9 protein-coding genes and 3 pseudogenes are annotated in these 15,424 nt (G+C 42.7%); 5 read left to right on the top strand and 7 right to left on the bottom strand.

All coding sequences use genetic code 11. The annotated features are described in order from the left end of the window. Nucleotides 1–621 precede the first annotated feature (621 nt). Genes BACINT_RS16780 through queF form a run of 3 tightly spaced genes read left to right on the top strand, consistent with a single transcriptional unit; the run spans nt 622 to nt 2,432 of the window. Nucleotides 622–1,302, top strand: coding sequence for a queuosine precursor transporter (locus tag BACINT_RS16780; RefSeq protein ID WP_007665191.1), 681 nt, complete (start codon nt 622–624; stop codon nt 1,300–1,302). A 6-nt stretch (nt 1,303–1,308) separates the two neighbouring features. Further along, the gene (gene queC / locus BACINT_RS16775; RefSeq protein WP_007665189.1) at nt 1,309–1,965 is read left to right on the top strand and encodes a 7-cyano-7-deazaguanine synthase QueC; all 657 of its coding nucleotides are present in this window, start codon (nt 1,309–1,311) and stop codon (nt 1,963–1,965) included. Nucleotides 1,966–1,976: 11 nt separating this feature from the next. Further along, nucleotides 1,977–2,432, top strand: coding sequence for a preQ(1) synthase (queF, locus tag BACINT_RS16770; protein WP_044155082.1), 456 nt, complete (start codon nt 1,977–1,979; stop codon nt 2,430–2,432). 47 nt (nt 2,433–2,479) lie between these two features. Here the strand turns inward: queF and BACINT_RS24635 are convergent, their stop codons facing one another. Further along, nucleotides 2,480–2,662 carry a hypothetical protein gene (locus tag BACINT_RS24635; protein WP_225663021.1) on the bottom strand — a complete coding sequence of 61 codons (183 nt, stop codon included), beginning with the start codon at nt 2,660–2,662 and terminating at the stop codon, nt 2,480–2,482. Nucleotides 2,663–2,912: 250 nt separating this feature from the next. Here BACINT_RS24635 and BACINT_RS16760 point away from each other — a divergent pair, with 250 nt between their 5' ends. After that, nucleotides 2,913–5,240, top strand: coding sequence for a sensor histidine kinase (locus BACINT_RS16760; protein WP_021967185.1), 2,328 nt, complete (start codon nt 2,913–2,915; stop codon nt 5,238–5,240). 18 nt (nt 5,241–5,258) lie between these two features. Here the strand turns inward: BACINT_RS16760 and BACINT_RS16755 are convergent, their stop codons facing one another. From BACINT_RS16755 to BACINT_RS24630, 5 genes and pseudogenes are all read right to left on the bottom strand, one after another. Next, nucleotides 5,259–6,482 (bottom strand): glycoside hydrolase family 88 protein, encoded by a 1,224-nt coding sequence (locus BACINT_RS16755; RefSeq protein WP_007665184.1) that lies wholly within the window; start codon nt 6,480–6,482, stop codon nt 5,259–5,261. Nucleotides 6,483–6,495: 13 nt separating this feature from the next. Further along, the gene (locus BACINT_RS16750; RefSeq protein ID WP_007665175.1) at nt 6,496–8,145 is read right to left on the bottom strand and encodes a glycoside hydrolase family 43 protein; all 1,650 of its coding nucleotides are present in this window, start codon (nt 8,143–8,145) and stop codon (nt 6,496–6,498) included. 145 nt (nt 8,146–8,290) lie between these two features. Then, nucleotides 8,291–10,234 (bottom strand): glycoside hydrolase family 97 protein, encoded by a 1,944-nt coding sequence (locus tag BACINT_RS16745; RefSeq protein WP_007665174.1) that lies wholly within the window; start codon nt 10,232–10,234, stop codon nt 8,291–8,293. Nucleotides 10,235–10,295: 61 nt separating this feature from the next. After that, nucleotides 10,296–11,194: pseudogene (locus tag BACINT_RS24395) on the bottom strand (serine hydrolase domain-containing protein). After that, nucleotides 11,192–13,105, bottom strand: a pseudogene (locus BACINT_RS24630) (beta-L-arabinofuranosidase domain-containing protein); the annotation flags it as partial. The pseudogenes BACINT_RS24630 and BACINT_RS24395, both read right to left, overlap by 3 nt. A 206-nt stretch (nt 13,106–13,311) precedes the next feature. Between BACINT_RS24630 and BACINT_RS23820 the strand changes: the two are divergent. Beyond that, nucleotides 13,312–13,757: pseudogene (locus tag BACINT_RS23820) on the top strand (glycoside hydrolase family 97 C-terminal domain-containing protein); the annotation flags it as partial. A 50-nt stretch (nt 13,758–13,807) separates the two neighbouring features. Here BACINT_RS23820 and BACINT_RS16730 read toward each other — a convergent pair. Further along, entirely contained in the window at nt 13,808–15,421 is a 1,614-nt protein-coding gene (locus tag BACINT_RS16730) for a hypothetical protein (RefSeq protein WP_007665169.1), read from the bottom strand. Nucleotides 15,422–15,424 lie beyond the last annotated feature (3 nt).

Genomic DNA, 15,424 nt, shown 5'->3' with positions numbered 1-15,424 from the left:
TTAAAATAAATGGTGAACTATATTAATAACTGTTATATGTCGTTTTATTTACTTAAGAAATTTGCGTGAATAAAATATTGATTTAGATGCAACTTGCTTGCATATTTGAAAAATGTGTTATTTTGATATTATATGATTTATAATCATGTTGTTATGTTGGATGTTGCGCTGTTTTATGTTCGTATATTTCTTTGTTTTAGTTTTATTTTTAAAGTTCGTTAACTATTTTTGCCCTTCAAATTGAAATGAATGATGGGATGAATGGGCTATGCTTTTCTCTACTTTTAGTTAAAAAGTATAATGTCTACTCATTGGAGGAGTTAGCGGATCAGTGATTCTTTTCGCTTAATTATTAGAGGTGTTACTGTTTCATCTTAATAGTACCCGGTCTATACCAAGTCCGTACCAAGCCGTACCAACTCCGTGTCTGGTCCGTCTGTATAGATACGAAGCAAACACGGACTTGGCACGGTTCGAATATTAAAGTGAATGTATTTATTCCGGAAATAAGGAATGTTTGTCTGTTTTAGAAACTTATCGTATCTTTGCACCCGGATTAAAATGTAAGATGCCGTGAATAGCGGTCGTGTATTCTAGGACACCACGTAAAAAACAGGATTTATGAAGCAAAAAGTATCTGTACCTTTTATGCTGCTGGGTATTTTATTTAATGTTTGCCTGATTGCAGCTAATCTTCTTGAAACCAAGGTTATTCAGGTTTTTGGTATAACCGTTACAGCCGGATTATTGGTTTTCCCTATTTCTTATATTATAAACGATTGCATTGCTGAGGTGTGGGGCTTCCGTAAAGCACGTCTTATTATCTGGAGTGGTTTTGCCATGAACTTCTTTGTGGTAATGCTTGGCTTGATAGCCGTTGCACTACCGGCTGCACCGTTTTGGGAAGGAGAAGCCCATTTCAATTTTGTTTTTGGGATGGCACCGCGTATTGTTGTAGCAAGTCTGACCGCATTTTTGGTAGGTTCATTTCTCAACGCTTATGTCATGAGCCGTATGAAAGTGACAAGTGGTGGACGAAATTTTTCTGCCCGTGCTATTTGGTCGACAATAGTAGGGGAGACGGCAGATTCTATTATATTCTTCCCTGTAGCTTTTGGTGGTATTATTGCTTGGCGTGAATTGCTTGTAATGATGTGTATTCAGATCGTATTGAAATCCTTGTATGAAGTATTGATTCTTCCGGTCACTATCCGTGTGGTAGTAGCTATTAAACGGATAGACGGTAGCGATGTGTATGATGAGGATATTTCCTATAATATATTGAAAATCAAAGATATTTAAAATAGCGTGAATAGAGAAGTTGCATTAGTAGTATTTAGTGGTGGACAAGATTCTACTACTTGTCTGTTTTGGGCGAAACGTAAATTCAGAGAAGTGGTTGCCCTGAGCTTTTTGTACGGACAGAAACATGAGAAGGAAGTGGAACTGGCACGGGAAATAGCTCGTGATGCCGATGTGAAGTTTGAAGTAATGGATGTATCGTTCATCGGTAAGTTGGGACATAATTCTTTGACGGACAATACCATGGTAATGGATCAGGAAAAGCCGACGGATAGTTTTCCTAATACGTTTGTACCGGGGCGCAATTTATTCTTCTTAAGTATTGCTGCCGTGTATGCTCGTGAACATGGCATCAATCATATTGTGACGGGAGTGTCACAAACAGACTTTAGTGGATATCCCGATTGCCGGGATGCCTTTATCAAATCGCTCAATGTGACCTTGAATCTGGCTATGGATGAACAGTTTGTAATTCATACTCCGCTGATGTGGATCGATAAAGCTGAAACCTGGGCTTTGGCAGACGAATTGGGAGTACTTGACTTGATACGCAATAAGACCCTGACTTGTTATAATGGTATTCCGGGGGATGGCTGCGGGCATTGTCCGGCATGTAAGTTACGCCGTGAAGGATTAGAGAAGTATTTAAGTCGTAAATGCTAAAACTTTATATTATGAGTGAATTGAAAGACCAATTATCCCTTTTGGGAAGAAAGACTGAATATAAACAGGATTATGCACCTGAAGTATTGGAAGCTTTTGAAAATAAGCATCCGGGAAATGATTACTGGGTACGTTTCAATTGCCCGGAGTTTACCAGCTTGTGTCCCATAACAGGGCAGCCGGATTTTGCGGAGATCCGTATTAGCTATATTCCTGATATTAAGATGGTGGAAAGCAAGAGTCTGAAGCTTTACCTTTTCAGCTTTCGCAATCATGGTGCTTTCCACGAAGATTGTGTGAATATTATAATGAAAGACTTGATTCGACTAATGGCTCCTAAATATATTGAGGTTACAGGTGTTTTTACCCCACGCGGTGGTATTTCTATTTATCCTTATGCTAATTATGGGCGTCCGGATACGAAGTATGAACACATGGCGGAACATCGGTTGATGAATAGAGAATAAAACAGCAATGGGGGTGATAAGAAACACTCCCATTGCCGTTTATTGAATTATTTTTTGATGATTGTCAGTTCAGCAGCTTTTAAGATTTCTTTTCCTTCCATCTTTTCTTTGATACAAACCACTTCTACACTGTCTTCCAATAGTACCCCGCATACTTTATCTCTATTGGCATCCATTGTACTGATATTGACAGTGTCTCCTTTGCCGGTTATCAGAGTAATATTATTCATAGTAGCATCGTATACTATTCCATTGATAATTTGGAATTTAGATTCTTGTTTACAGGCGACAATGCTTCCTATTGCAAGTGAGCAAACAAATAAATAGGTTAACCTTTTCATAATATATAATTTTGTGATTATTATTGAATACAAATATAAATGTTTTTCTTACATGAATTTGATTTCCTAAGGAAAAAATTGCCATTTTTGAACAAAAGCGATTCTTGACTTGTTAATCTAAAAGACTAATTGCGAAATCATGAGAATACTTCTGCATATAAAGTGTCTTTTGTGTATTTTCTTATTATATTTCTCTTCTTCGGTATCGGCTGAAGCCAAGAAGGTAAGTTCCGGTACGGATTTGCTGATTATCAGCAGTTATGTATCAGGTGCTCCGTGGAGTCAGACTATCATTTCGCATATCATGCAAAAGGAATATGACCGGAAAGATGTGAGCATGAATGTAGAGTATATGAATATTCTGACGATAGAGACTCCTGAAATACTGAATCAATATAAAAATAATCTTTTTTCAACTTATGGAAACAATCCTCCTAAAGCTGTGTTGATGCTGGGTAATGCTCCTCTGATATTGCGGGATGAAATGCGTGAACATTGGGGGGATATACCTTTGATAGTATGTGCTGAGAGTAGCTATATAGGACCTGATTCCACCTATATGTACAATCAGGTTGTTCCACAAAAGGATCGTATCTATCTGAATGATCTGCGTGACGAGTACAATATGACTTTTCTGAATGCACGTGCTTTTATCCCCGAGAGTGTTCAACTGATGCGCCGTATGATTCCGAAGATGAAAAGTCTGTTGCTGATTGGTGACCAGACTGACCGCGATATCGATTATGATCAGCAATTTTCTGAATTGATCAAGATGGAGCATTCAGATCTTACTTATAAATACCTGTCAGCTAGTACTTGGAGTCCGGACCAGTTGTTAGATACATTGCGGCAGGTAGTTCCGGAGGAAACCGGTATTTTGTTTGCTTCATGGTTTCATAAACGAATGTTTGCCGGTAATATGCTTATGATGGCCAATTCTTATAAAGTGATTGCTAACTCCACATTGCCTTGCCCGTTCTTTGCGTTATCTTCTTCCATTTCAAGTATTGAAGAAGATGGGACTATTATTGGTGGGTGCGTATATGACATGAATCTGTATTGTGAGGAAATCGTGAAAACTATTAATGCAATAGCTGATGGTAAACAGGCACGGAGTATCCTACCTTATAATCCGGACCCCATTGTTCTTTTTAACTATCCTTATATGGTGGATTTTGGTTTATCTCCTAAAAATTGTCCTCCGGGAACAGTTTATTTAAATGCTCCTCCTACTTTCCTTGAAAAATATCAGTCTGCCTTGGTAGTAGGCAGCATTGTCTTACTGTTGGTAATCCTCTTTTTTCAGCTTCGCAGGAATAAGATACTGGAACGTCTTCAGTTGGTGGAACAGAATCAGCGCTTCACCCATTCTAAAATGGCAATGGCATTAGAAGTCGTTGATTTGCTTCCCTGGCAATGGGATATACGTACGGATGAAATCACGTATAGTTCTTACAAGCCAATAGAACAAGGCAAAAAGGAAGTCTCAGAAATGACTTATGCTACCCATGTAAACAACTACCTCACCTTTGTCAGTGAGGAGGATAGGGAGCGTATCCGGCAAGTCTTTAAGGATGTGCGTGCCAATAAAGTCGATAAAATTAAAGAAGAATATCGGGTTCATCGTCCGGGTAAACCAGACGATTCGGAAGACTGGATGGAGGCTCGTGCTTTCGTGGAACAATATGATGAAAAAGGAAATCCTTTAATCGTGGTGGGCTCATCGCTGTTTATTACAGAACGTAAAGTGGCGGAACGTGAACTCATTGCCGCCAAAGAACGTGCGGAAGAGTCCAACCGTTTGAAATCTGCCTTCCTTGCTAATATCAGCCATGAAATCCGTACTCCGTTGAATGCTATTATTGGCTTTTCCAGCATATTGACCATGACTGAAGATGAAGAAGAAAAGAAAGAGTATGTCAGCATCATAGAGAAAAATAACGGAATTTTGTTGCAGCTTATCAATGATGTTCTTGATTTGTCTAAGATAGAAGCCGGAGTTCTTGATTTGTATTACTCGGAATTTGCACTAAATGGAGTACTAATGACTTTGAAAGGAGTTGTTGAGTCACGTTTACAGAGTAGTGTTGAGCTGATTTTTGAGCCTGGAATGCCAGATTATTATGTTGTTTGTTCAGAGAAAAACAGACTTCAGCAACTGGTTTTGAATTTCCTGACCAATGCCTGTAAATTCACTTCAACCGGGAGTATTCGTTATGGATATGAAGTTCGTGAGAAAGAGATTTATTATTATGTGACCGATACAGGGACAGGTATTCCGGAAGATAAGCTCCATCTTATATTCGAACGTTTCATCAAGTTGGATAGTTTCAAGCAAGGCACTGGTTTAGGGCTGCCTATTTGCCAACTTATTATTCAGAATATGGGAGGAGAGATTGGAGTAAATTCAAAATTGGGAGAAGGATCTACATTTTGGTTTACGCTTCCCCTCAAACCGAAGCAGTAAGCGGGGAAAGCGTTGTTCCTATATGACAGCTTTATCTTCAATCAAGTTCTTCAATCGAATCAGGGCTTCGATATAATAATAGTCTGCATAAATGATGGCAGCATCTATTTCTGAATTGTTCGGTAAGTGTCCGGTGGAGTGGAGGAGGAATGCCGGTTTGCTTTTGCCGCATTGATATTTGTCTGAACTCAAACTTGTTAACATTCTTATGGCGGCATTCTTATATTCATCTCCTTTCTTATCCGGTAGGTATGTAGATAGTTCCAGTAAAGCGGATGCGGTTACACTTGCAGCAGAGGCGTCACGTGGCGCATTCGGAATACTGGGGTCATCAAAGTCCCAGTAAGGTATATAGTCTTCCGGCAGTCTTTCCAGATATACATCGGCTACTTTCTGTACGAAATCCAGATAGCGGGGATCTAACGTTTCCCGATAAACTACCGTATAACCATAGATAGCCCATGCCTGTCCACGTGCCCACATAGTGTTGTCGGCATATCCCTGATGTGTAACTCCTTTTATGAAGTCGCCCGTCAAAGTATCATAAACAGCGACGTGATAGGAAGTGTAGTCGGGCCGGAACTGATATTTCATAGTCTTGTCGGCATGCGACACGGCTATATCTGCCAGATATGGGTTTCCTCCATTCTTGGCAGCCCAGAAAAGCATTTCCAAGTTTATCATATTATCCATGATCGTATTGTGTCCACCGAACATTTCTATATTACGTGGCCATGAAAGTATGGTACCTACACGAGGTCTGAACAAAGTTGCCAGTGAATCTGCTGTATCTAGAATCACTTGTTTGTATTCCGGATTATGCGTCAACCGATATCCATTGCCGTAGCTGCAAAAGATCAGAAAACCCAGATCATGGTCGTATGCCGGAATTTGTGACAGGAACTTCAACGGTTCGGTGAATTTCTCTGCTTCTTCCTTTATGGTTGTTTTACCGGTATATTCGTAATCATACCATAAAACTCCTGGCCAGAAACCACTGCACCATTCATCCTTTGTCGCTTTTCGGCAATGCCAAGTGTTGAGGCTGTCCATGATGTTACGGGGCATCATCGAGTAGTCGATAGTACCTTCTGCAGCTTTTAATTCTGTTAAAGTGCGTTGTACTTGGGCGTCACAGTAATCCAGCGCCTCATATACATCCACATCCATTCCTTTCTCGGGCATGTTGCAAGCCGTAAACATGCACAGGCATGCACCGAACAGTAGTTCTTTTGTTTTCATATAATCAGTCTTTTTATTTATCTATGTGAAACCAGTCGGCATCTACCCATCCCCGTTCCTTACCATAAGGAGTGGTACTGAATAGCCCTACTTTGGCACCTATCCATTTTCCCTGACGGGCTGTGAAAGGTATACCTATTGCTTTATATTTTTTACCATCCAGGCTGTAATAGAAGTGGCAGATACCGCCTTTCTCTATTTTTACCCGTAGATAGATATCTCTTTCGTAGTTGGGAAACAAACCGGCTTCGTACTTTCTGCTGGCAGGTAATTCTGCCAGGCGATTGACTGTTTCGGGTGTCTTTTGCTCTGCATCCTTGCAGGTCACTTGTTTCAATATAAATTTATCACCTTCTTTCTCTACTCCGAGGTAACAATAGTCCCAGCCCATTACAATCAATCCGGATTGCTGTCCGTCCATTTTGGCGGAAACTTTTAGTTTGGTAGTTGCTGTGAACTCTTCTGCCATGAATTTCTGCAATAAAAGGTTCGGTACTTCCCAGAAATTTACAAAGTTCTCGGAGAGAATATGTCCGTAAATACGGATGAATCCCAAGTCAGAAGTATATCCGAATGTATCCTGATAATTGGCATGCCATTCCCACTGCATTCCCAATTGACGGGTATTGAACTCGTCACTGTCCGCAGGTGTTTCTACCGGGTAATTCTTGCCTATATTGGGCTTTTTATAACGGGTTACTGGTTCGCCACAACCATCGCCGTCCTTATCTTTTCCAATTACAGGCCAGTCGTTTACCCACTTCATCGGGTTCAGGTGAACGACACGCCCATACATGGCTTTATCCTGAAAGTGAACGAACCAGGATTCCCCTGTCTGCGTGTCAACCCATGCGCCTTGGTGGGGACCATTGATGTCGGTAGAACCTTGCGCCATGACAATCTTCTTTTCATAAGGACCGTATATATTCCGCGAACGCAATACTAACTGCCATCCGGTTGCTACTCCGCCTGCCGGGGCAAAAATATAGTAGTAGCCATTCCGCTTATAGAGTTTGGGGCCTTCAATTGTATGGTTGATTCCATCATTACCATCAAAGACCAGTACCGGATCACTGATCACTTTTGTTCCTTCTGCATTCATCTCACAAATTGTGATAACACTGTTCAGTGCGGCACGACTTCCTGCCCATGCGTGTACCAGATATACTTTTCCATCTTCATCCCATAATGGAGCAGGGTCTATCATGCCACGACCGGCTTTTACCAATATCGGTTTCTCCCATTCTCCGGCCGGGTCTTTGGTCTTTACCATGAAGATGCCATGATCCGGATCTCCCCAATAGATATAAAACTCTCCATTATGATGGCGGATGGATGGTGCCCAAACACCTTTTCCATGCTGGGGAGCATTGAAGAACTCGATGGGTTCTATCTGTTTCAGCGCATAGCCTGCATATTTCCAGTTAACCAGATCTTTGGAATGGAGAATGGGCAAACCGGGAGCACATCCGAAGCTGGAAGCCGTCATATAAAAATCTTCTCCTACCGCACAGACATCCGGATCGGAATAATCGGCATACAGCACCGGATTGATGTATGTGCCATCCTTCTGGTCAGATACCCAGGCTTTGGATACATATTGGGCTTCCGCCTGCCAACAGGCAGTGCATAGCAATGTAGTAAGCAGAAATATCTTTTTCATCTTTTTATTTACCTTTAAAAATATCCTGAAAACAAAGATTTTACCTAAACAAACTCTTACCTTTATCTACTGAAAATAACCTTAATGTGTTATTTGCCTATTAATACGAGCGAATCTGTTTATTCACTCAATGGCATATCATATTTTATAATCTTTCTCCTTTGTACTTTTTATATTTCTTCATTTTCTGCCTGTCTATAGGTACCAGTCTTATGGCAGCTCCACCACTGGGTTTCAGCTGGAACTTCATAGTTTGTGAAGCGTTGACAAGCAGATAAGTACATTTCACCTGTGTACTTGTTTTTATCTTTTCTCCCCCATCCGTATAGATGCAGGCGAGGTAATTCTTTTCTTTATCGAGGAACGTGAGAGGTATTTCTTCTTCAGAACCTTCATTGTTGGTCATTGCTGCAACAAACCATTCCTGACCTTTTCGGCGTGCCATTGTTATGTTTTTGCCGGGAGCACCATCCAATACTTTCGTATCGTCGAATACAGTTTGCAAGTTCTCAAACCATTCCATTTCCGGTTCTCCGTGATAGAACGATGGTTTGTCATACCAGAAGATAGTTTGCAGAGGGCTGTAGAACACGAGTGATGCTGCCAGTTGGTGAGCATGAGTCGTTTTCAGCCGTTTGTCGAAATAACAGATCGTATAGTCGGCTGCACCGTTTATCATACGAGTGAAGGGGAGCGTGACATTATGAGTTGCATCGGGAAATTCTTCGTTTCCACAAATGCCTTCCTGAGTTAATAAATTCGGATAAGTACGGCTGAAGCCTGAGGGGCGATATTCATCATGGATATTCATCAGCAGATGATTCTCTGCCGCCAAGCGAACCATGTCGTGCATCCAAGTTGCCCAGCGATGGCTGGCGTATTGTACGAAACCGGATTTCACTCCGACAATTCCCCATTCGCGGAGCAATGGGAAAAGTTCACGCATTTGCTTCATGAGTGCATGCTGGTTTACGTACACCCAGATACCAACTCCTTTTTCCTTACCATAAGCTATAACACGGGGCATATCCAGTTTGGCAACCACTTTTGTGGCATCCCCGTCATGTGAAGTACAGGGCATATACCATTGCCAGTCGAAAAGCATATACGGGATATTATGTGTTGCACAGAAGTCGATGGTTGCAATAGCTCCTTCGGTTGTGATAGTTGTTTCGCGCATAATCTTGCCTAGTTTCACCCATGCGGCGGCATCGGCAATTTCACACGGCGGATTCAGATTCTGGATGATATCATTGTGTTCCAGCAATTCACCCGGTTTGTCGGCTGCCATGACTATCTTCCAGGGAGTGGCATAATAAGTCACTACATCCACGGGGCTATACATTACAGAAGTCAGTGTATTCTTCTTGTCTGTGGAGGCAAGGTATTTGGTCAGACACCAGTCGTCTACATCAGCATCTGCCAATGCCGCCCATTTACCATTCGGGAGTTCCAGCGTAAGGGCACGTTCTACCGGATGTTTGATATCATCAATGTTCAGGTACTCAAAGAAAGCCTGTGCCCATTGTTCGGTCCATGCTTTTGTACCTGCCGGTAAGGCGTATTCTGTGAGATCACCTACTACTTTATGAAAGATAGCCTTTGGGTGTTCCGGGAAGAAATAGCGGAAAGCTACTCCTTCATTATAGGCACGCACCTCAATGTTGAGCCGGTAGCCGGAGTTATCTTTCTTGGAGAGATAAAGGGTGCCGGCCCGGTAATGATCGCGTACACTGCTACGTTCACCGTAAAGTGGCTGCCAGGTGATGTCTGTTTCGGGTTGGTAAGTCACGGAGTCCACTTCCAGATTGTCCATCCAGCAGGCAGGTTGTTTCAAGTTTCGTGCTCCCAGAGCCATTTCCCATATCCGGTTGTCCAGTTCCAGTCCGGCACGCGATTCATTGACTACAGGTTGTGATTTGTAATCTACCCGATAACAAAGTTCGTTTACCGCAGGTGAAACCTGCTTCTGGTAAAATGCTATTTCATGTGTTCCGTCAGGAGATGCCAGCTTCAGTTCCCTGCTATTGTCCGCAAAGAGGGAAGGAACGAGAGCTAACATAATAATTGTTGAGCCGATAGTCTTCATATCTTCGTATTTATTGTTTTTATATAAATACGATTTGAGATATGAGGATACTCAATGTGTTCTATCTTTTTTGGGAAATAATGTTCGAGACAGTTTGTGAAATGACAGGACTTCCAAAAAATGACGAGAAGCCATCTTCCTTTTGTGAACTTCCCTGTACATGGGCTATGAAGAATCCATATACCCGGTCCTGTTTATTGATCCATGGATAGGCGCCGGCTCAACCCGGTGAACTGATCTGATAGGCTTCTCCTGTTGCTTTTCTTCAAATACGCCATTGTGGTAGATCATATCAAGAAAACGCATGTAGTCGTGCAAAGTGGTACAGAGACCTCCACCCAACATGGGAGCGTGTCCGCCATCTGTATTCACGGGCGTGAAGTGGGAGTTTTTCATTCTTAAAGGTCGGGCTATTAATTCCTGGAATAATTCCTCGAATTCTTTATTCATTGCTTTTTCTGCCATCCGGCCGGCTATCTGCATGGCAAGTCCACCATATTCAAAGCGGGTACCGGGAGTGAAAACCGTGTCAAGCGGAAGAATCTCCATGACTGCAGAATCCAGATGATTGTAATTGTCTACGCGTGGTTCCGGCAGATAAGGGCGGACGCCCGATGTGTGCGAAAGCAACTGACGTAAAGTAATCATTCCTTTTATGTCGTTTTTAAATTCAGGAATCCATTTCTTTACACTGTCATTCCAGTCCAGTTCGGTGCAGTCTACCACTGCTCCGATTACTGCGGCGGCTACCCATTTTCCGGCAGAGGCTACATAGACTTTGGTGTCAGGGGTAAAGTTTTTGTAGTTTTTCTGAAAGATAACGCTATCGTCTCTGACTACACAGATTGAGGCTCCCGGATAGTATCCTTTATTCATCCATGAGGTGACAATGGAGTCAAGTGGCGTAAAATCATAAGCCGCCTGCCGGTTATCAGCAGGACGGCATGATGTGAATGACAGATCCCAGTATACAACGTAACGTTGGTGATGTAAGTCATACAGTGGCCTTAAAACATTGCCCTGTGATGTCTTAAATATCAGTTCCTCGCCTGTACGCTGTAAACTGTGTCCGGGGTGTTTCCGGTCTATTTGTAAGGTGGTATTCAGCTCAGCCGGAATATGATAATTGTAAGTATAGTAATCATTATATAATGCCGGATCAGAGAATGGTGCCGGAGATTGCATACCTTCTGTTCCCGATTCACCGGCCAATACCAGCGGTCCGTATAGCAGGGCTCCCTTTTGTGGATTGTCCGGCGTTGTTTCCAGTTGCAGGCTCATCGGATAATTGGCTTCAATGCGATCACCGTCTTTCCATTGGCGGGTTACGGGAATGTATGATCCCGGTTTCTGTTTTACCGATACTTTTTTCCCGTTGACGTTTACTTTCACATTTTTACTCCATGATGGATAGCGCAGATAAATCGTAGTGGTGACAGGTTTGTCCGTTTGGATGGTCAATGCAGTGTTCTCTTCTGCGGGGAAAGCTGTTTCCTGGCGCAGAGTTATTCCTTTCGCTTTCCAGTTTACCTCTGACGGGATAAAGAGGTTTACGTAGATTCCCTGGTCATTGTGATAATAGATAGCTTCTCCATATTTAGCATGGTTTTCGAAGCCGCTGCCTACGCAGCACCAGAAGGAATTCTCCCGGGTACTATAAACTTTGTGCGAGCCGGAGAGCAAAGGCAAGAAATAGGATACCATTCCCGTTTCAGGGTCTTGTTGCCCGAGGATATGATTATAGAGTGCACGTTCGTAGTAGTCGGCAACTTTGGCATCTCCTGTCCAGCAAAACAGGTGGCGACTGAGTTTCAGCATATTGTATGTACAACAAGTCTCACCGGTATATCCGGTCAGATGTTTGGATAATTGTTGTGGATCAAAATAATGCTCTTTATCACTGCTGCATCCCGGTGCAAAGGTATGATGGTCTATCATGGTATGCCAGAAAAAATCAGTCAGTTTCCGACTGTCATTATCCTGCGTCAGCTCGTAGTTGCGTGCTTCGGTAAGAACTTTTGGGATAAAGGTATTCGTGTGCTTGGTTCCTAAATCATCGCGTTGTTCTTTCAGCGGATCGATAACGTCATTGTGATAGAAGAACTCTGCGAGCCATTGATAACGTTCGTCACCGGTGATGGCGTAGAGATTATAGAAAGATTCGTTCACACCACCGAATTCATTCCGTATCATTCTTTTCCGGGTGGATTCATCCAGTGGTTTAAGTTTATTATAAGTCCAGTTGCCCATGCGGGTAACGACTTCCAATGCCTGTTTGTTATCTGCATAGAGGTATTGGTAGATCAATCCGGAGAAGAGTTTGTGCAATGTATACCAGGGTGCCTATACACTTGTCCCACGTATGTTCCGGTTGATCAATTCTTCCGGATATGCACTGAGATACCCGTTTCCCAAAGCTGCCTGTACTTCTGCCAGACCTGTAACAAGGCTGTCACCTTTCAGCTTGAATATTTCGCTTCCGGTAGATGCGTACATGAGCGCATAGGCTGATAGTAAATGCCCTGTTGTATGTCCGCGCAGTTCGCAGTCTAGTGATTCCCAGCCGCCCAGTTTCTTTACGGTCATATCCCCACCTTCACGTCCGGCAAATACTCCGGCGTTGTCGCGGAAACTGTGTAGCAAACGATTGGTTGCTATGGAAGTCATCCAAACAGAATCACGCATCATATTGTCGCGAAAGCGGCTTGGTAATAAACGCACGTCTTTTAAGTCGAAACTCTCTACCTGTATCGGCGCTGTTGTCACTTTTTTCATTTTTCCGGCATGCTGTCCGGGATAAATGGATTGAGCGGAAAGATCGGTTGATAGAACTGCACAGATTGTCATTAGGATCAAACTCTTATTTCTCATAATTCTTTTGTTAGTTCTTTCTTTATATATACGAAGTAGAGGGATATATTACTCAAATATCTTCCAGCTTTTCAAATGAGCGGATCCATTCCACAATTACCGGTTCATTGCCGATATTCCCAAAATTGAGAATAAGAGTAATGTTTGTTGGCCTTTCTGTGAAGTGCGTTCCATTATTTGACAGATAGTCTGTAATCTTGAATACAGCTGTCTATTACAATCCCCTGCAATATATGTATTGGTATGACAAACTTTCGGATTCGCAGGACGAACCGGAATTAAAGTTCTTTGATGATGTGTACACCACCTGGGATGATACGAAGGTTTTATAAGGTGAAGTCGGTGAGTTTATTACTGTGGCTCGCCGGAAAGGAGAGGAATGGTTCATAGGTTCAATTACAAATAATGATGCACGGACATTACCGGTTGATTTGAGTTTTCTGCCTGCTGGAAAAGATTATGTAGCTGAAATTTATACGGATGGCGACAAATCTATTCCTACACGAACGAAAGTCAGAGTCTCAAAATTCCGTGTCAATGCTAAGACTGTATTGCATTTTAATCTGAGGGCTTCGGGAGGTTCGCCATTCGTTTAGTGCCCGAACTGACTAAGGATAAATCTTTGAAAACCTATAAACAACAGAAGTTGTGATGAAATATGTAAAAGTGACAGATAGAATAAAAGTTACTTGGTAGTTGCTGTTATTTCAGGATATAAAAACTACGTTCCACCGGTTCGGCCGTCTGTACTTTACCAGCAATACCATATTGCCAGGCAACTACCGTTACTTTTACCGGAAATTTACTGCGGGGTGGGATAGGAGTGAATACAATTTGGTCTCCTTCTATTTCAGCCGGACCTTCTTTGATATAGTAAGAGACGGGCAGTTCGCAATCACTTGTGGCTTTTAAAGATAAAGAACCGCTTTCCGCTTTCACATCGGGCAATCCTGGAAATAATATATACTGCCTTTGCCCTTCCGTATTCCGGTAAGGGATGCGGATACTGACTTCCTGAACAGCACTTTTATACTTCTGGTCTCCTGTTTGGCTTGCCAACAGACATATATCACCGGTACGGCGCAGATTATTCATACCCATCCGATAGAAAGATACCATAAATGTGGTGTCATTTACCTTTTTTACTGGTCCACAGATGCGACTGATTATCGGTGTCGCATCTGTATGTTCATCAGATAGTTTGGTTCTCAGGGAATCCGTACATACGGCTTTCAGGTGGAAAGTGATTCCATCGGCTTCCGGATTGAAGCGGGGCTGTACACGTACATGATGTTTCTTGTCGTATGTCAGTAAACTGTCGTTTTGCTCAAAACCCAGATACTGTTCTTTCTTTCCGCGGCTTTGCGTATACCGTACTTCAGTCGCTTCCGCTATTTCACGGTCAAAATACCAGAAAGCATCATGAGGATCACCTTTATATTGTGAATAGGGGGCGGCTTTGACTCGCTTCTTCTGATCGGGATGCCAGCGTTCTGCCAGCCAGCCTTTGGTTGGGTTTACCGGATTCAGTTTTACTTTACCGTCTTTCGTTACTTCATCCGTCAGCCGTTGATTGATAGCTTTTTCCAGAAATAGAGCAATGTATGCGGCTGTTTCGTCTGCCACATCGAAATGTCCCCGTCCTGCGTCACACAGAAATGAGATACAACTTTCAGGATACATCATGCGGAAGGCCAGTGCCGGATTTACCCGGGCTTCCCACCATTCATATTCTCCTTCAATCATCAGTCCGGGTATTCCATCGATATTACGGGTACGTCCCCATTCCAGATTCTCACGCCCGTAGCCGGTAAGATTCGTACGCGGAGCATCGCCATGTAGGGAAATGATAGCCAAAGTACGTTCCGGATTCCATGCGGCAAAATTCCAGGGATAAGTAGCCATAGCCGAATGGCCTATGGGAACGATGGGGACATTTTTCAGTTCACTATATCCGCTGACGTCTGCCAGGGAGAACATCATTTTCTCAAATATCTGTTGTGTGCCTTTCGATACATCCCATTGCTGATCGATACCGGGAGTTATCCATACAAAGCCGATTCCCAGCTTCTGCATCTTTTCGCGGAAAAGGGGATTATCAAAAAGAGTTTCTTCGCTCATATTGTGTTGTCCTACAATAATTGCTTTTACCTGCATACAGTCAGCGGGTATCCACAAGAAAGCTGTAGGATTCCGGTTCGTTTCATTAGAGACAAACCCATCAAGAGTCACAGACCATTGCCATTCCCCTGCCCGCAAACAGGGAGAGAGGAATAGCAAGAGGATAATTGAAAAAAGCAGTCTATATCTATTCATGGT

This window comes from Bacteroides intestinalis DSM 17393, assembly GCF_000172175.1.
GTDB lineage: Bacteria > Bacteroidota > Bacteroidia > Bacteroidales > Bacteroidaceae > Bacteroides > Bacteroides intestinalis.
Note: the sequence above shows the minus strand (reverse complement) of the source record. Positions and strands in the feature narration are given on the sequence as shown.